Origin of the sequence: Corallococcus macrosporus (assembly GCF_017302985.1) — a bacterium.
GTDB lineage: Bacteria > Myxococcota > Myxococcia > Myxococcales > Myxococcaceae > Corallococcus > Corallococcus macrosporus_A.
The window spans coordinates 933,066-950,082 of record NZ_JAFIMU010000007.1; the positions used below are offsets into that span (position 1 = coordinate 933,066).

The 17,017-nt window shown below is 72.0% G+C and carries 16 protein-coding genes; 6 read left to right on the top strand and 10 right to left on the bottom strand.

From position 1 onward, the window contains the following. Positions 1-117 precede the first annotated feature (117 nt). Together JYK02_RS16075 and JYK02_RS16080 are read left to right on the top strand one after the other, a co-directional pair. On the top strand, positions 118-948 hold the full coding sequence (locus tag JYK02_RS16075; RefSeq protein WP_207052038.1) for a hypothetical protein: 831 nt from the start codon (positions 118-120) through the stop codon (positions 946-948). After that, on the top strand, positions 948-2,384 hold the full coding sequence (locus tag JYK02_RS16080) for an ABC transporter substrate-binding protein (protein ID WP_207052040.1): 1,437 nt from the start codon (positions 948-950) through the stop codon (positions 2,382-2,384). Before JYK02_RS16075 ends, JYK02_RS16080 begins: the two co-directional genes overlap by 1 nt. Here JYK02_RS16080 and JYK02_RS16085 read toward each other — a convergent pair. The 6 genes from JYK02_RS16085 to JYK02_RS16110 form a co-directional block, all read right to left on the bottom strand. Then, positions 2,365-3,540, bottom strand: a complete 1,176-nt coding sequence (locus JYK02_RS16085) for an aminotransferase class I/II-fold pyridoxal phosphate-dependent enzyme (RefSeq protein WP_207052041.1) — start codon at positions 3,538-3,540, stop codon at positions 2,365-2,367. The two genes, JYK02_RS16080 and JYK02_RS16085, sit on opposite strands and share 20 nt — an antisense overlap. After that, on the bottom strand, positions 3,537-3,815 hold the full coding sequence (locus tag JYK02_RS16090) for a hypothetical protein (RefSeq protein WP_207052043.1): 279 nt from the start codon (positions 3,813-3,815) through the stop codon (positions 3,537-3,539). The genes JYK02_RS16085 and JYK02_RS16090 overlap by 4 nt, the downstream gene beginning before the upstream one ends. Positions 3,816-3,930: 115 nt before the next feature. Next, complete coding sequence (gene bioD, locus JYK02_RS16095; protein ID WP_207052045.1) at positions 3,931-4,626, bottom strand: dethiobiotin synthase; 696 nt, start codon at positions 4,624-4,626, stop codon at positions 3,931-3,933. Continuing rightward, the gene (gene bioF, locus JYK02_RS16100; protein ID WP_207052046.1) at positions 4,616-5,785 is read right to left on the bottom strand and encodes an 8-amino-7-oxononanoate synthase; all 1,170 of its coding nucleotides are present in this window, start codon (positions 5,783-5,785) and stop codon (positions 4,616-4,618) included. The genes bioD and bioF overlap by 11 nt, the downstream gene beginning before the upstream one ends. Further along, positions 5,782-6,807 (bottom strand): biotin synthase BioB, encoded by a 1,026-nt coding sequence (gene bioB / locus JYK02_RS16105; RefSeq protein ID WP_207052049.1) that lies wholly within the window; start codon positions 6,805-6,807, stop codon positions 5,782-5,784. The genes bioF and bioB overlap by 4 nt, the downstream gene beginning before the upstream one ends. A 175-nt stretch (positions 6,808-6,982) precedes the next feature. After that, positions 6,983-7,252, bottom strand: a complete 270-nt coding sequence (locus JYK02_RS16110) for a GlsB/YeaQ/YmgE family stress response membrane protein (protein WP_207052051.1) — start codon at positions 7,250-7,252, stop codon at positions 6,983-6,985. Positions 7,253-7,432: 180 nt separating this feature from the next. Between JYK02_RS16110 and radA the strand changes: the two genes are divergently transcribed. Next, positions 7,433-8,794: a DNA repair protein RadA gene (gene radA / locus JYK02_RS16115; protein ID WP_171419675.1), complete on the top strand. Its 1,362-nt coding sequence runs from the start codon at positions 7,433-7,435 to the stop codon at positions 8,792-8,794. Positions 8,795-8,804: 10 nt separating this feature from the next. Here radA and JYK02_RS16120 read toward each other — a convergent pair whose 3' ends face one another. Further along, complete coding sequence (locus tag JYK02_RS16120; protein ID WP_207052053.1) at positions 8,805-9,449, bottom strand: hypothetical protein; 645 nt, start codon at positions 9,447-9,449, stop codon at positions 8,805-8,807. A gap of 144 nt (positions 9,450-9,593) precedes the next feature. Then, entirely contained in the window at positions 9,594-11,312 is a 1,719-nt protein-coding gene (locus JYK02_RS16125) for a hypothetical protein (RefSeq protein WP_207052055.1), read from the bottom strand. A gap of 291 nt (positions 11,313-11,603) precedes the next feature. Between JYK02_RS16125 and JYK02_RS16130 the strand changes: the two genes are divergently transcribed. Further along, a complete protein-coding gene (locus tag JYK02_RS16130; RefSeq protein ID WP_207052056.1) occupies positions 11,604-13,082 on the top strand; it encodes a sensor histidine kinase in 1,479 nt (492 codons plus the stop codon). On the opposite strand, the gene JYK02_RS16135 is transcribed toward JYK02_RS16130, so the two are convergent. After that, complete coding sequence (locus JYK02_RS16135) at positions 13,051-13,620, bottom strand: NUDIX hydrolase (RefSeq protein WP_207052059.1); 570 nt, start codon at positions 13,618-13,620, stop codon at positions 13,051-13,053. The two genes, JYK02_RS16130 and JYK02_RS16135, sit on opposite strands and share 32 nt — an antisense overlap. Before the next feature lie 154 nt (positions 13,621-13,774). Between JYK02_RS16135 and JYK02_RS16140 the strand changes: the two genes are divergently transcribed. Both JYK02_RS16140 and JYK02_RS16145 read left to right on the top strand, forming a co-directional pair. Beyond that, positions 13,775-15,181 (top strand): sigma-54-dependent transcriptional regulator, encoded by a 1,407-nt coding sequence (locus JYK02_RS16140; RefSeq protein WP_207052061.1) that lies wholly within the window; start codon positions 13,775-13,777, stop codon positions 15,179-15,181. A gap of 189 nt (positions 15,182-15,370) precedes the next feature. Further along, positions 15,371-16,420 (top strand): TetR family transcriptional regulator, encoded by a 1,050-nt coding sequence (locus JYK02_RS16145; RefSeq protein WP_207052063.1) that lies wholly within the window; start codon positions 15,371-15,373, stop codon positions 16,418-16,420. On the opposite strand, the gene JYK02_RS16150 is transcribed toward JYK02_RS16145, so the two are convergent. Then, positions 16,421-16,963: a hypothetical protein gene (locus JYK02_RS16150; protein WP_207052065.1), complete on the bottom strand. Its 543-nt coding sequence runs from the start codon at positions 16,961-16,963 to the stop codon at positions 16,421-16,423. Positions 16,964-17,017: the final 54 nt, after the last annotated feature.

Consider the following 17,017-nt stretch of genomic DNA (forward strand, 5'->3'; position numbering starts at 1 on the left):
GGCCTTCCGGGGCCGCTTCCTCCCCTGTCGCTGACGGGGGTGGGGGTGGCCCCGGTGCTTTTTTAGGGGGGCCAGCGCTTCGACGGCCGGAATGTTCGGCGCTAGGCTCCCCGCCCCATGAGACTGGTTTTCGTGTTGTCGCTGGCGCTTGCGTTGTCGCCGGGCTCCGCCCTGGCGCAGCGGGGTGGCTCCAAGGTCAACGTCCAGGCCCTGCTGAAGGAGGGCAAGCGCCTCTATGACGCGCGCAAGTACCGCGAGGCGGCGGAGGTGCTGAAGCAGGCCAACGAGGCCCAGCCGCACCCGCGGCTCGTCTACAACATCGCCGTGGCGCTGGAGTACGCGGGCGAGCCCCGCGAGGCGATGGACTTCTACCGTCAGTACGTCACGTCCAACAGCGAGGACACCGACCCCACCCTGCTGAAGAACAGCACGCGCGCCATCGACCGGCTGCGCGTGCAGCTGGACCGCGAGGACCAGGCGCAGGCGGCGGCGGACGCGGACCGGAAGCGCCTGGAGGCCGAGGCGGAGGCCGCGCGGCAGAAGGCGGACGAGGAGCAGGCCGCGGCCCGGCGCGCGCAGGATGAGAGCGAGCGCCAGCGGCAGGCGGAGCTGGACCGCGCCGTGAAGGCCTACCGCAACCAGCGCATCGCGGCGTTCGCCACGGGCGGCGTGGCGGTGGTGGGCGTGGGCGTGGGCGTGCTCTTCGGGCTGCAGGCGCGCGACCAGCGCGAGCAGTTCGACAACGCCGCCACGCTCGCGGACAAGCAGCGGCTGTCGGACAGCACCAAGAGCAAGGCGCTGCTGGCGGACATCGGCTTCGGCGTGGGGCTCGCGGGGGCCATCACCGCCATCATCCTGTATCCCAAAGAGGGCCCTCCCGCGCAGGGCGAGGTCCGCGTGACGCTCGCACCGCGCGGCGCCGGGGTTGGCATGGAGGGTCGTTTCTGATGCGCGCGCTGGGAATGATGACGTTGGGCATGGCCCTCTTGGCGTCCGGGTGCAGCTTCACCACGGCGGGCGGCCTGTCCGAGTGCACGACGAGCAGTGACTGCGGCAGCAACAGCGTCTGCACGTCGGGCTTCTGCCTGCCGCAGCCGGAGGGGTGCGACCAGGTGGTGGGCGCCACGTCCGCGCCGAACCCCATCGTGCTGGGCGCGCTGCTGCCGCTCACCAACGTGAGCGGCAACGCGGAGATCGAGCAGCAGCGCTTCAACGGCCTGAAGCTGGCGCTGGACGAAGTGAACTCGCTGGAGGGCGTGGGCGGCCGGCAGTTCATCATGTACGTCTGCGACACGAAGGCGGACGTGGAGAACGCGAAGACGCAGGCCACGTGGATGGTGAACGACAAGGGCGTGGTGGCGGTGTTCAGCGCGGGCAGCGCGCAGACCACCGGCGTCAGCACCGTCACCATCAAGAAGAACGTGCTCCTGATGAGCCACACGGCCACCAGCGCGACCTTCACCACGCTGGACGACAAGAACGGCGGCCCGGTGGGCCTGGTGTGGCGCACCACCCCGTCGGACCTGCTCCAGAGCCGCGTCATCGCGGACGTGCTGAGCGGCAAGACGGCCATCAACGACCCCGGGGGCACCTTCACGCCGCCCAACAAGATCGCCGTGGCCTACGTGAACGACCCCTATGGCCAGGGCCTGTTCTCCCAGCTGCTGGAGCGGCTGACCACGAAGCAGGTGGACGGCACGCAGTACGTGCGCAACGGGGACGTCACCGGCGCGGCGACCTGGCTGAAGAACTACAAGCCGGAGCTGACGGTGCTCGCGGGCTTCACGGAGGACAACGCGCGCCTGGTGCCCGCGGCGGTGGCGGAGCAGGTCAAGGTGGCCAACGGCAACCGGTGGTTCCTGACCGACGCCAGCAAGGACCCCACGCTGCTGGCGAACACCGACACGGCCACGGAGCTGGCGGGCACGTACGGCACCGCCCCCGCGTCCGCGCGGCCCAACGAGCCCGTCTACCAGCTCTTCAACAGCCGCTTCAAAAGCGCCTACAACAACACGGACCCGGCGCAGTTCTCGTTCACCGCGCACGCGTACGACGCCATGTACCTGGTGGCGCTCGGCTCGGCGTATGCGATTGGCAACGACCTGGCCAACCCCGGCGCCGTCACCGGGACGCGCATCGCGGAGGGGCTCACCAAGCTGACGCCCCCCACGGGCCAGACGGTGAAGAGCTACCAACTGGGCCCGGTGCAGTTCAGCGGCGCGCGCGACGACCTGCGCGCGGGCAACATCGTCAACGTGCGCGGCGCCAGCGGCGAGCTGGACTTCAACAACGACACCGGCGAGGCCATCTCCCCCTACGAGCTGTTCAAGGTGGAGGGGAAAACCTTCAAGCAGATCCAGGTGCTCACGCCGTCGGCGGACTGAGCACGCGCACCAGCGGCTCCAGGGCGGCGGTGAAGACCTCGGGCGTCGGCAAGAGCGACAGCACGAGGTACGCACCGCCGCTGAAGTCGAAGAAGTAACCCGGCTGCACGCGCACCCCCTCCTCCACGAGCCGCAGGCAGGTGGCCTCCTCGCCGGGGTGATGGGGGATGCGCAGCACCGCGCTCCAGCCGCCGTGCGCGGGCACCACGTCCCACGCGGCGCCCGCCGGACGCGCTCGAATCAACCGCTCCCGGTTGCCCCTCACCCGCTCCAGCAGGACCCGCTGGAAGCGCGGCGCGTGGGCCAGCAGCGCCGGCAGCGCGAGCTGCACGGGCGTGCCCACGGACAGCGCCGCGTCCGCCACGTCCTCCAGCCGGGCCAGGGCTTCGTCGCGCGCGTGCGCGGGGCCGCCCACGTGCAGCCACGCCAGCTTGAGGCCGGGCAGGCCCGCCACCTTGGACAGGCCGGAGAGCGAGAACGTCAGGCACGGCAGCGCACGTCCCGCCACCGACGTCACCCTCCCCGCCTCCGTGTCCCAGGCGAAGCCGGAGAACACCTCGTCGCTGATCAGCGCCAGGCCGTGGCGCGCGCACACGTCCGCGAGCGCGTGCAACTCGTCCTCGTGGAGGAAGTGGCCGGTGGGGTTGCCCGGGTTCACCACCAGCACCGCGCGGGTGCGCGCGTCGAGGGCGGCCTCCACCTGCCCCGCGTCCAGGCCGAAGCCGTGCACGGCGGGCAGGCGGTAGGAGCGCGCGTGCACGCCCTCCAGGCGCGCCAGCACGTCCACCAGGGGGTAGCCCGGCGCGGGGAGGAGGACGTTGTCCCCCGGGTCGCACAGCAGCTTCAGCAGCCACCCGTAGGCCTCGCTGGTGCTGGCGCCGAGCACGACGTGCGCGGCCTCCACGGGCGTGCCCCGCTGGCGCAGGTGCGTGGCCACGGCCTTCCGCGCGGACGGCAGGCCGAAGGGCTCTGGCGCGTAGCCGAAGGGCTCGGGGAGGGCCCCGAGGTCCACGTCCGGTGGGGGCAGCCCCACGCGGGTGGGGTTGGTCTCCGCCAGGTCCAGCAGGGGCAGCCCGCGCGCGTGGCGCTGGGCGACGGCCTGGGACAGCGGGTTGGGCGTGCGCGGGAAGGCGGAGCGGAGCGAGAAGCGGCTCACAGCCCCGTCTGGAGCATGGCCGTGGCCACGCGGCGGATCAGCTCGCGGCGCAGCTCCAGGCGGCAGTGCTCGATGGCCTTCTCGTGCGGCCTGGGCAGCTCCGGGTTCCGGGTGCGGATCGCGGTGCGCAGGACCAGCTCGACCTTCGTCGGCTCAATCTGGAACAACCGCGGTCCATCTTTCTGGAGGAAGTAGGACAGCCCGCGCTGTTCGATGAGCTTCTGGAAGAAGCGTCGGACGTCCGCGAGGAGCGTGATGTCGATGATGTCCGCCATTCGTGACGGCTTTCTCGCGCGGAAAAAACGGGCCGTCCAGATCACGGCCGCCACCACGCGAAAACTTGCGCGACCTGTAGCACGCGCCTTTCCGCCGAACGCGGCGGAGGCCGATTTATCGGGCCCGCGCGCGTTCGGGCACCAGCGGCGCCAGCGCGCGCCGGAACGCCAGGCGGCGCTTTCTCGGATCCTCCACATACGGTACCGGCCCCAGCACCTCCACCCCGTGGCGGGCCTCCAGGTAGCGCCGGTTGTCCCGCTCCGCCAGGTCACGCCCGGGCACCCCGCGCGACAGCACCACCGCGCGCACGGGCACCTTGCGCGCCGCCAGCGCCTCCAGCGACAGCGCGACGTGGTTGAGCGTGCCCAGCCCCGCGCGCGCCACCAGCACCACGGGCAGGCGGAAGGCCTGGATGAGGTCCACCACGTCCCGCTTCGAGTCCACCGGGACGAACAGCCCCCCGGCCCCCTCCACCACCACCGTCCCGCGCTTCAGCCCCTTCCACGCCGTGAGCGTCACCCCGAAGTCCGGCTCCCTCCCCAGCCGGGCCGCCGCGATGCCGGGGGCCAGCGGCGCCTTGAAGCGGTGCGGGCAGAGGGCGTCCACCGGGAGCGTGCTGCCCGCGGCCTCGCGCATCGCCAGCGCGTCCGAGGGCGCCTTCAGCGACGCGCAGCCGCTCTCGTAGGGCTTGAAGCCCTGGGGCGCGTAGCCCGCGTCCTTCAAGAGCGACAGCAGCGCGCACGACACCTGCGTCTTGCCCACGCCGGTGTCCGTGCCGGTGACGAAGAACTGGAGGACTTCAGGGGCCACGGGAGACTCCCACCCGGCGCAGGGCCTCCAGCGCCAGGTCGATGTGGCCCGTCGAGTGGGCCGCGGAGAGACAGAAGCGCAGGCGGCTGGTGCCGTCCGGCACGGTGGGCGGACGGATGGCCTTCACCAGCAGGCCCGCCTCGCGCAGGCGCCTGGCCGCGTCCAGCGCGCGCGAGGGCTCGCCCAGGATGACGGGGAAGATGGCGCTCCGGGGCTCGGCGGACAGCCCCAGGGCGCGCAGCCCGTCGGTGAAGCGGTGGATGTGGCCCCACAGCCGCTCGCGCGAAGCGGGGTCGTGCTCCACCAGGTCCACCGCGCGCTCGGCGCCCGCGCACAGGGCGGCGGGCAGCGCGGTGGAGTAGACGAACGGCCGCGCGCGGCTCACCAGCAGGTCCGCCACCGCGCGCGAGGTGGCGACGTACGCCCCCATCCCGCCCAGCGCCTTGCTCAGCGTGCCCATGCGCAGGTCCACCCGGTCCTCCACGCCCAGCGCCTCGCACAGCCCCGCGCCGCGAGCGCCCAGCACGCCGGTGGCGTGTGCCTCGTCCACCATCAGCGCGGCGCCGTGGGCCTCGCACGCGGCCAGGATGTCGCGCAGCGGCGCCACGTCCCCGTCCATGGAGAAGACGCTGTCCGTGACCACCAGCTTGCGCCGCGCGGGCGTCTGTTCCAGCGCGCGGGTGAGCGCGGCCACGTCCGCATGCGGGTAGACGACGACGCGCGCGCGCGACAGCCGGCAGCCGTCCACCAGCGAGGCGTGGTTGAGGGCGTCGGAGAACACCGCGTCGCCGGGGCCCACCAGCGCGGGCAGGATGCCGGTGTTGGCCGCGTAGCCAGAGTTGAAGAGGCGCACCGCCTCCGCGCGCTCGAAGCGGGCAAGGCGCGCCTCCAGCCGCTGGTGCGGCACCATGTCCCCCACCACCAGGCGGCTGGCGCCGGTGCCCACGCCGTAGCGCTCCAGCGCGGACGCCACGGCGGCGCGCACGGCGGGCGACGCCGCGAGCCCCAGGTAGTCATTGGAGGAGAAGTTGATCAACCGCTCCTCCCCCACGCGCACCTCCGCGCCCTGGGGGGAGTCCAGCGGCTCCAGCGCGCGGCGAAGGCCCCTGGACGACAGGGCCTCCAGGTCCTCGCGCGCCCACTGCGTGGCGGGCTTCACCGGTCCTGCCGGGGCTCCAGGGGACGGATGCCCGCCTTCTCCAGGAGCGCCATGTCCTGGGTGTACTCGGGGTTGCCGGTGGTGAGCAGCTTCTCCCCGAAGAAGAGCGAGTTGGCGCCCGCCATCATGCACAGCAGCTGCGCCTCTTCATTCATCTGCATGCGGCCCGCGGACAGGCGCACCATGGCCTGCGGCATGAGCAGGCGCGCGGTGGCGATGGTGCGCACCATGTCCACCGTCTCCACGCGGTGCTGATCCGCCAGCGGCGTGCCCTCCACGGGGACGAGCGCGTTGATGGGCACCGACTCCGGGTGGACCTCCTGGTTGGCCAGCGTGCGCAGCAGGTTGCAGCGGTCGTCCACGGACTCGCCCATGCCGATGATGCCGCCGCAGCACACGGAGATGCCCGCGTCGCGCACCCGGTTGAGCGTCTTCAGCCGGTCGTCGTAGGTGCGGGTGGAGATGATGTCGCCGTAGTGCTCCGGGGACGTGTCCAGATTGTGGTTGTACGCGGACAGGCCCGCCTCGCGCAGGCGCTTCGCCTGGCTGTCGGTGAGCATGCCCAGCGTGGCGCACGCCTCCATGCCCAGGGCCCGTACGCCCTTCACCATCTCCAGCACGCTGTCGAACTGCGGACCGTCCTTCACCTCACGCCACGCGGCGCCCATGCAGAAGCGGGTGGCCCCGGCCTGGCGCGCCTGGGACGCGGCGGCCAGCACCTCCGGCACCGCCATCAGCTTCTCCGCCTTCACGCCCGTCTTGTAGCGCGCCGCCTGCGGGCAGTACGCGCAGTCCTCCGGACACCCGCCCGTCTTGATGGAGAGCAGCGAACACAGCTGCACCTTGTTCTCCACGAACACCTGCCGGTGCACCGTCTGCGCCTTGTGCACCAGATCCAGGAGCGGCAACTGGTACAGCGCCTTCACCTCCGCGAGCGACCAGTCGTGACGCACCGCCACCCCTTCCGGGGCGGGGGCGGCGTGGTGGGCGTGGCCGTGGAAGGACTCGGCGGTGTCGGACATGCGGGCTCCTTGCCTTGGGCAGGCGTCAGGAGGCCGACGGTGCGTAACCCGGAGGCCATTGTCAACGCTCTCGCGACCAGGGGTTGACGAGTGCCCGCAAAGACAGAAGGGACGTCCGTCTGTGACGGACGTCCCCTGGCTGTCTCCCGCCTCATCGGTCGAGGAGCCCTACGAACTAGACGTGGACGCGACGGCCGCGGCCGGCGAGCCCCACGAGGAACAGCACGAGCAGTGCGCCCAGGACGGAGAACAGCAGGCCCGTGGGGTGCAGGTCGAAGGCGCGACCGTCACGCGAGAACAGCGAACCCACGAAACCGCCCACGAACGAGCCCGCGATGCCCAGCAGCGTGGTGGCGATGAGCCCCATCGACTGGTTGCCCGGCATGATGGCTCGAGCAATGAGACCCGCGACCAGACCAATCACCAGAAACGCGATAATCCCCATGGCACTCTCCCTGTGTGGGGGGCGCGCTATCCCGCGTCGCCCGTGGAGCAGAAACTGGGTTCCCCCTCCCTGTGGGGCAACCCGCTACCTGATCCACGACAACCTGCCTGCCTGCTCTGCTGGCATGGCGCACGCATGAGGCGGGGAAACGTCAGGGGTCTGGGGTAGACACCTCAACCCATGGCGAAGGCGAAGACGCACTACACCTGTCAGGCCTGCGGCTACCAGACGGCGAAGTGGCTCGGGAAGTGTCCGGACTGCGGGGCCTGGAGCTCGCTCCTGGAGGAGACCGAAGCGAAGGTGGACGACAAGCGCCCGGCGTGGGGCGCGTCGGGGGGCGCTTCACGGCCGGTGAAGCTCCAGGACGTGACGGCGGAGACGGAGGTCCGCCGCCGGACGGGCATCACGGAGTTCGACCGCGTGCTGGGCGGCGGCGTGGTGGGCGGTTCTCTGGTGCTGCTGGGCGGCGACCCCGGCATCGGCAAGTCCACGCTGCTGCTGGCGGCGCTGGACAAGCTGGCGCGGCACGGGCCGGTGCTCTACGTGTCGGGTGAAGAGAGCCTTCGGCAGACGAAGATGCGCGCGGAGCGCCTGCGGGTGGAGAGCGAGGCCATCCACCTGTTCGCGGAGACGGACGCGGACCGGGTGCTGCAGGCGGCGGAGGCGCTGAAGCCGCAGGCGCTGGTGGTGGACTCCATCCAGACCATGTACCTGCCGGAGCTGGGCAACGCGCCGGGCAGCATCACCCAGGTGCGCGAGGTGGCGGGCCGGCTGATGGCGTTCGCCAAGCGCAGCGGGGTGCCCACGTTCCTGGTGGGGCACGTGACGAAGGAGGGCTCCATCGCGGGTCCCCGGGTGCTGGAGCACATGGTGGACACGGTCCTCTACTTCGAGGGCGAGCGCGGCCACCCGTTCCGGCTGCTGCGCGCGCACAAGAACCGCTTCGGCAGCACCAACGAGATTGGCGTCTTCGAGATGAAGGGCGCGGGGCTGGTGGAGGTGGCGGACCCGTCCGCGCTGTTCCTCTCCGAGCGGCCGCAGGGCAAGTCCGGCAGCGTGGTGACGAGCACGCTCAACGGCACCCGCCCGCTGCTGGTGGAGGTGCAGGCGCTGGTGGCGCCCACGGGCTACGGCACCGCGAGGCGCACGGCGATTGGCGTGGACGGCAACCGCGTGGCGCTCCTGGCGGCGGTGCTGGAGAAGAAGGAGGAGATTCCGCTGGTGGGCTGCGACCTGTTCGTCAACGTGGCGGGCGGCATGCAGTTGAGCGAACCGGCGTGCGACCTGGCGGTGTGCGCGGCGCTGGTGAGCAGCCTGCAGAACCGGCCGCTGGACGCGAAGACGCTGGTGCTGGGAGAGGTGGGGCTCGCGGGCGAGGTGCGCGCGGTGGGCCAGGTGGACTCGAGGCTCGCGGAGGCCGCGAAGATGGGCTTCCAGCGGGTGGTGCTGCCGGCCGGCAGCGCGCGGCGCGTGGAGGAGACGAAGCTCCAGGTGGTGGGCGTGGAGACCCTGAGCGAAGCGCTGTCCGCGATGTTCGACTGACGTCCGGGCGTCAGTGCTTGTGCAGCATCCACGACACGTCCGGCACGCGCGTGGGCTTGCGCGGGGTGGGCAGGTCGAAGAAGGCGTCAGGTCCCAGGGTGGCGATGAGCTGGCTTTCCGCGGCGGCGCCCTCCGGGGTCATGGCCTGGGTGGGCAGCGCATAGGGCTGGACGAGGACGAGGCCGCCGTCGAGTGACTGGCGCTGGGACGCGGGGATGGCGTCCAGGCGCGGTCCGAAGAGGTCCACGAAGGGGGCGCCGAAGACGTTGCGCCAGTAGAGGCCGGAGAGGCCCTCGCTGTAGTCGCGCACGTTGAAGACCCGCTCGGAGCCGAAGCCGTACTCCGTCGGCACCAGGCGCCAGTTCTTGCGCTCGAAGTCGTCATCGAGTCCCGACTGCACGAGGGGGGAACCCAGCAGGTGCATGATTTCGACGACCTGCCGCAGGTGGGCTTCACGCCAGCCTGCCTTCCGCGCCTCCACGACGGACGTCACCCAGCCGAAGGCTCCGGCGAACGGGTACTTCCCGTGGCGCTCCGGGGAGAGATAGATGAAGTCCCGATCTGTCTTCGCCCCGATGAAGAAGCTCTTGAATTCGTCGTAGCGGTCCGCGAGCGCATCCGGGACGGATGAACCGGGCTCAAACCGTTCTCCCATCCCGACGCCTCCGTAGCGCACGGGCTGAAACCAGCGGCCGCCCGTGAAGAACCGATGGACCAGTTCGCGAACAGTGTCCGTGGATGGAACGCCAGGAGGCAACGCGAAGGTCGTGTCCAGGGTTCGAGGGGCCATGAGGCGTTCCTAAGGAAAGGGGACGACCTTCGCACGACCTTGCGCGCCAAGGAGGCGCAACTCTCTTTTCAACGGCTCTGTGAGTCGCGTTGCGCCCTCGGGGTGTTTGGCGGAGCGAACCCAGAGTTCGATGGATCCACCATACCGCTTCACATACTCCAGCATGGCTTCCACATTGCCCGTGAGCGCCAGCTCCTTGCGACCCTTTACTTCGATGAAATCGTAGGCACTGCCCCAGACCAGGTCCCCCTTGTGCCCCGTCACCGCGTCCGGGACGAAACCCTGGGCCTTGCTTCCCGGCGGTGGCATCAGGAGGTCCGTGTTCTTCGGCAGCCTCCGGCCCTGGAGCACGGACTGTTCGAACGCAGTGCCCGCGCCCTTGTTCTTGATGACCGTCTGGTAGAGCCGCTCCCATTCCGGATCCACGGCGTACTTGAAGCTCCGGTACTTCTCCGGGTGACGGAACTGGTAGTCCACCCACGCCTGCGCCAGGTGCTCCGCGCTGCCCGGCACCAGCCGCGCTCCCTCCGCCGTCGCCCGTGAGCCCACCAGCGCCACGCGCTTGCCCTGGGCCAACACACGGCCTGCCTCCGCGAGCGGTGCCTCCAGCCGCTTCGCCAGCCCCTGGAGCCGCGCCACGTCCTCCGGAGACACGGCATCACCGCGTCCCGCCGCGCGCAGCACCCGGCGAAGCTCCTGTGCTTCCTGCGGCGACAGGTGCTGCACCACGCGCTGCAACACCTGCACCTCGTGCAGGCTCCGGCCCGTCAGCAGGGCCACCCGCTCCACGCCCTGCGCGCCTTCCGACAGCAACCGCCCCGACACCACCGGCAGCGCCACGCTCACCGCGCACAGCAGCCGCTCACCGTCCGTCAGGGGGTACCCCAGGAGGCTCTGGCCCAGCACCACGCCGCTCACGTCCGCCACTTCTCCAGTGACGGGCAGCAGCCCGAGCGCGATCTCCAGCACCACCTCTTCCGGCGGAATGCCCGGAGGCTCACGGGCCGGATCCCACGCCGGTGGCGCGACGCGGCCCGCCTCCACCGCCGACGCGAGGACGCTGTCGCGCGCCAGCAGGTACAGCGCCACCTCACTGGGGCTCTTGCGCGGGAAGTCGGGGTCCTCCATGTGCGTGGAGGCCCAGTCCAGCACCGCGTCCAGCAGCGCCAGCTGGGTCTCCTCGTAGAGCGGGCTCTCCGTGAGCAGCCCATCCCCTCCGAGCCCGCGGAAGTGCGCGTCCGCCAAGGCCTGACGGCGCGCGTCCGCCCAGCGGTGGAACTCCTCCAGCTTCGCCTCCGCCCGGGCCGAACGCGCCCCCTCCTCGCGCAGGGCCTCCGCGTGCTTCGCCTTCAGCCGCAGGTACACCTCCAGCGGCTCGTCCTTCGCGAGCTCCTCCTCCGTCCGCGCGGACGCCCAGAGCAGCAGGTCGTTGAGCGCGGCATGACCCACCTCACGCTCCCCCTCCATCACGGCGGGCTGCTTCAGGGCGGCACGCTTCTCGCGGATGAACGCGAGGTAGCGCCCCAATTCCTCTCCTCCCACGGTGCCGCCAGAGCCCGCGCGCTTCCACGCGCTGTCCCGCCCGAACGCGGCAGGCGATGCACTGTGATAGCGCCCGTAGCCGTGCAGCCCCACCGGCAGCGTGCGGGAGCCCGGCGTCCCACAAGCCGTGAGCGACAGGACCAGCACCGACGCCGCGCCGAGTCGTCCCAGCCATCCTGTCAGCATGACGCGCCCCCTCAATCACTCACATCTACCAGCCGTGTCTGACGTTTTTCGTGAGCCTCTTCCTGACGTGCGTGACGTCCGCGGGGACAAGACACCAGGTGCTGGAAGCCGGTTCCGAAGCGCGTTTCCCACGGCTCCATCCGTGGCCCATCAACGCCACGCACCGGCGGCCACCGCCATCACCCGTCCGGGGGATTCCGCTCGCAGCGCGCCGCCGTGGAACGCGGAACGAGGACTGGCCAGGAACCGGGGCATGCCGTTTGATGCGGGGGTGCGAGGAGCACCGCCCGGATGAAGCATCGCCCCCAATCCTCCCGTCTGCGGGACGCGCTGGGCTCGCTGTCCGCGCGGCTGCTGCTGGCGTTCCTCCTGCCCACCCTGCTCTTCCTGTCGCTCGCGGGCGCCTCCGTGTACGCGCTCGCTCGCGCGAGCCTGGAGGACGAGTTGGGCGCCAGCCTCTCCGCGCTCGCCGCCGCCACCGCCAGCCAGGTCAGCGGCGAGCGCATGCTCACCATCGAGCCCGGCGACGACGTGTCCGGCACCCGCACCTGGCGCAACCTCCTGCGCCTGCTGGACGGCGTGCGCACCGCGAGCGGCGTGCGCCGCGTCTACGCCGTGGACACGCGAGGCCGCGTGCGCGCGGACGCGGGCGGCAACCTGCCCGTGGGCACCGAAGTTCCGGACCTCGCGCGCGACCGGTTGGAATTGACGCGCGTCCTCGCCGGCAAGCGCGCCGCCAGCCAGGTGCTCTTCACCGGCTCCGACGGGCTGCTCTACAAGACGGGCTACGCGCCCGTGGTCCAGGACGGACAGGTGGTGGGCGCCATCGGCGTGGAGGGCAGCGCGGCCTTCTTCGGACCGCTGCGGCGGCTGTGGCGCACGTTCGTCATGGCCAGCGCCGTGGCGCTCGTCGCGCTCGCCGTCATCGCGCTCATCACCGCGCGGGGGCTGGCCGGCCCGCTGCGGCGGCTGATGGACTCCGCGCTGAGAATCGGCCGGGGGGACCTGACCACGCCGGTGCCTCCGGAGCCCACCCGGGAAATCGGTGTGCTCGCGCGGGAGCTGGAGGTCATGCGCGGCGCGCTGGAGAGCCGGGACCGGCAGCTCAAGCTGATGCTCGCGGGCGTGGCCCACGAGGTGCGCAACCCCCTGGGCGGCATCGCGCTCTTCTCCGGCCTGCTGCAGGAGGACCTGCGCGCGGGCGCGCACGCGGACGCGAACAGCCATGTCGACCGCATCCAGCGCGAGGTCGCCTACCTCCAGCGCATCGTCGAGGACTTCCTCGCCTTCGCCCGGGAACAGCCGCTGGCGCGCGCGCCCATGGAGGCGCCCGACCTCGTCTCCAACGCGTGCGAACTGCTCTCCGCGGAGGCCCAGGGCAAGGGCGTGTCCCTGGACATGACCGCCGCGCCCGCGCACCTGGAGGCGGATGGCAGCCTGCTCACCGCCGCGCTCGTGAACCTGGTGAAGAACGCCGTGCAGGCCGCGCCCGCCGGCAGCCGCGTGCACGTGCGCGGCGAGCTGCGCGACGGCCGCTACGCCATCGACGTCCAGGACTCGGGCCCCGGCGTGCCCGAAGCCGAGCGCGAGCGCATCTTCGAGCCCTTCTTCACCACCCGCGAGCAGGGCACCGGCCTGGGCCTGCCGCTCGCGCGGAAGATTGCCCGGGCCCACGGCGGCGAGCTCGCGCTGCGCTCCGCCCCGGGCGACACCGTCTTCACGCTGACGCTGCCCTGCCCTACGCCGGCTTCAACGCCTCGCGCGCCTTGAGCAGCATGCGGCGCAGCGGCGCTTCGTCCGCGCGCGCCATCGCCTCGTCCCAGCCCAGCCACTGGATGCCGAACGACTCCGCGGGGTCATGCGCGAGCGACTCCGGGTCCTCCGCCACCACCAGGTAGCGCACGTCCAGATGACGGTGCTCGGGCTCGTCCTTGCGCGCGGGGATGACGTGCACGTCCACGTCCAGCGGGCGCGGCGCCGTGGGGTGCAGGTGCACGCGGCAGCCCGTCTCCTCACGGGCCTCGCGCAGCGCGGTGGCCTCCATGTCGCCTCCGTCCCCGGCCTCCGCGTGTCCTCCCGGCTGAAACCAGCGCTTCAGCTTCGCGTGGTGCAGCATCGCCACCCGTCCGCCCGCCGCGTCCACCACCACCGCGCTGCCGGTGAAGTGCGCCTCCACCTGTGAGCGGGAGAAGGGCTCCTTCAGCGACGTGGCGAAGAGGCGCATGCGCGCAAGGTCCTCGCGCTCCTTGTCGTCCGTGGGGACGTGGCGCGCGAGCAGGTCAGCGAGGGCAGCGGAGACGGAGGCCATGCGCCCGGATAGACACCCGCCCGGCCCCGGACGCCAGCCCTTTCACGGCCGCCCCCCAGTGCACCCCGGCCGGTCCGGTGTAGGGTGGCCTGGCGTGTGCATCGCGCCGGACCCCATCCCGGCGACACCCCACCCTTCCTTCCCGAGCAGGCGCATGGCCCGCATCCTCGTCATCGACGACCACGACACCCTCCGCGAGGGCATGACCGTCACCCTCACCCGCTCCGGCCACACCGTGTCCGCGGTGAAGAGCGGCGCGGACGGGCTGGCCGCGTACAAGAAGGGCCCCTTCGACCTGGTCGTCACGGATTTGAAGATGGACGGCATGGACGGCATCGCCGTGACACGCGCCCTCAAGCAGGCGGACCCGGGCGCCGTTGTCATGGTGGTGACGGCGTTCGGCACCATCGAGACCGCCGTGCAGGCCATGCAGGAGGGCGCCTACGACTTCATCACCAAGCCCTTCCCCCCGGAGGTGCTGCGCGCCAAGGTGGACAAGGGCCTGGAGCTGTCCGCCACGCGCCGCCAGGTGGAGCGCCTCACCGCCCGCACGGACGCGCACGACGCGGACGCCGCCCTCACCCACCGCGACCTCGTGGGCGACAGCGAGCCCATGCAGCGGCTGCTCGCCCAGGTGCGCAAGGTGGCCGCCAGCGACGCCACCGTGCTCGTGCGCGGCGAGAGCGGCACCGGCAAGGAGCTGGTCGCGCGGATGATCCACCAGCGCTCCCCGCGCAAGGACGGCCCCTTCGTCGTCGTGCACTGCGCGGCCCTGGCGGAGACGCTGCTGGAGAGCGAGCTGTTCGGCCATGAGCGCGGCGCCTTCACCGGCGCCGTGAAGCGCAAGCTGGGCCGCTTCGAGCTGGCCGACGGCGGCACCCTCTTCCTGGACGAGATTGGAGAGATTCCCGCCTCCGTGCAGACGAAGCTCTTGCGCGTGCTCCAGGAGAAGGAGCTGCAGCGCGTGGGCGGCGAGGAGACGCTCAAGGTGGACGTGCGCGTGGTGAGCGCCACGCACCGCGACCTCCAGGCGGAGGTGAAGGCGGGCCGCTTCCGCGAGGACCTCTACTACCGGCTGCACATCGTCCCGCTCACCCTGCCGCCCCTGCGCGAGCGCCCCGAGGACCTGCCCGCGCTCGCCCGTCACTTCGTCGCCAAGCACGCGCCCCGGGTCAACCGCCGCGTCACCGGCATCGACGACGCGACGCTGCACGCGCTCACGCGCCACGCGTGGCCCGGCAACGTGCGCGAGCTGGAGAACGTGATGGAGCAGGCGCTCGTCTTCGCCGAGGGCGACACGCTCACCCCGCAGGACCTGCCCTCGCACCTGGCCGGCCAGACGCCGCGCGTGGACGCGGGGCTGCCGGTGCCCCAGGGCGACCGCCCGCTGCCCGACATCCTGGAGGACCTGGAGCGCCAGCTCATCGCCCGCGCCTACGAGAAGGCCGGCGGCGTGAAGACGGAGACCGCCCGGCTGCTGGGCATCAAGACCTCCGCGCTGTACTACAAGCTGGAGAAGTACGGCTTCCTGCCGCGCGGCGAGCGCCCCGAGGAGGGCTAGCCCGGGAACGGAGCCCTCGGAAATCCGTCACCCCCGCCCTGGCCCCATGACTTTCCACCGGTCCGGCCCACCCACCCCGTCCCACCCGGCCCGTGCAGGTGCCCGGAACCAGGGCGCTTTCCGTCGGGCCCGGGAACGGGGTAGGAGGGAAGGACTGGCATCCGCCTTGCTGACGGTGTCCCCCCGATTATGTCGCGTGTCCTCCCCCTCCTCCTGTGCCTGCTCGTGGCCGCTCCCGCCGGGGCGACGTCCGGCCTGGAGCAGGCGCGCGCGAAGGCCCAGGCGGCGCGCACGGAGGCACGCACCCTGCGCACCCGGCAGCAGGGGCTGCGCGACGAGCTCAACGGGCTGGCCGCGCGCATCGAAGCCCTCAAGGCCCAGCGCCAGGGGAAGCTCACCGCGGGCGGCGAGCTGGAGTCCGCGCTGCGCCGCTCGCAGGAGCTGAGCGGCGAGCTGACGGGGCTGGCCCAGTCGGTGTCCGGCGCGGACGGCGAGGTGGAGCGCGCGCACCTGGCGCTGCACGGCGCGCTGTCCCAGGAGCTGACGCGGCTGCGCGCGGCGTGGGACACGACGACGGACCGGACGGAGCGGGCGCGGCTGGTGGAGCAGATGCGGTCGGTGCGCGGCGAGCGCGAGGCCGTGCGCGCGGCGCTGCCCGCCTCCCAGGTGCCGGCGCTGGATGGCGCGGCGCGCGGGGACGACCCCGAGGACCTGCTCGCGCAGGCGGACGCGCTGCGCGACACGCAGGACAAGGTGAAGCAGCGGCTGGCGGCCCTGAAGGCGCGCATCACCGAGGTGCGCGAGGAGCGCGACCTGGACCGCCGCATGAACGACTTCCTGGGCGAGGAGTCCATGTTCGACGACCAGGACCGGCGCCTGCGCCTTCGCGCCACGGGCGACCGGGGCCTGCTGGTGGCCCCCACCCAGCGGGGCGGCGGCAACGGCCCGGTGCCCGTGAATGACTCCCTGGCGGAGTCGCCGAACTACACGGGCGACCCCTCCGTCGGAGAGGGAACGGGGACCGGGACCCCCGCGGGCGGGCAGGCCCCGTCGCTCGGCGTCACCGCCAGCGACCGGCGGCCCCAGGTGGACCCGGTGCGGGCCCAGGCGCTGGCCGCGGGCGGGCCGGAGGACCTCTCCTCGCTGGAGCAGGAGGCCGCGCGGCTGGAGTCCCTGGCGCGCGAGCTGGATGGACGCGCGGGCGCGCTGGAGCGCCGCGCGAAGACGCTGGCCCCGTAGCTAGAGCAGGCCGCCCTCCACCTCCAGCACCACCGTGGCCTGCACGCGCACCTCGCGCTCCGGCAGGCGCCCCGTGCCGCGCAGGATGATGGCCATGGTGGGCGCGGCCACGTAGGGCCGCAGGTCCACGCTCCCGTCCGCCTTCAGCGACAGCGTGGGGTTGGGCGCGCCCAGGCCCAGCCCGGCGATGCCATCGCGCGCCGCGAAGCGCGACTCGGTGTTGCCCGCGCGGGCCACCGCCTCCAGCGAGTCCAGGAACTCGAAGCCCTGGTCGTTCGGGCTCAGGATCTTGAGGGTCATCGACTGCACCTGCACGCGCGACACCTCGTCCTTGGTGACGTCGCGGTTCTTGAAGTCCTGGTTCTCGTTGAAGTCCAGCGCCGAGAAGCTGCTGATGGCGGGGAAGGCGTTGAGGAGCGTGGGGGTGCCGGCGGGGCTCGCGGGCACCGTCGCCTCGCCCTGGACCTCCGTGATGAAGGACGACGCGGAACAGGCGGAGAGCGACAGGCCGGCCGCCACCGCGAGGAAGGACGCGTAAGACATGGCCGCAATGTACCGGGCGGCCGGGTGCGGCGTCACCGACCGCGGGCGCACCCC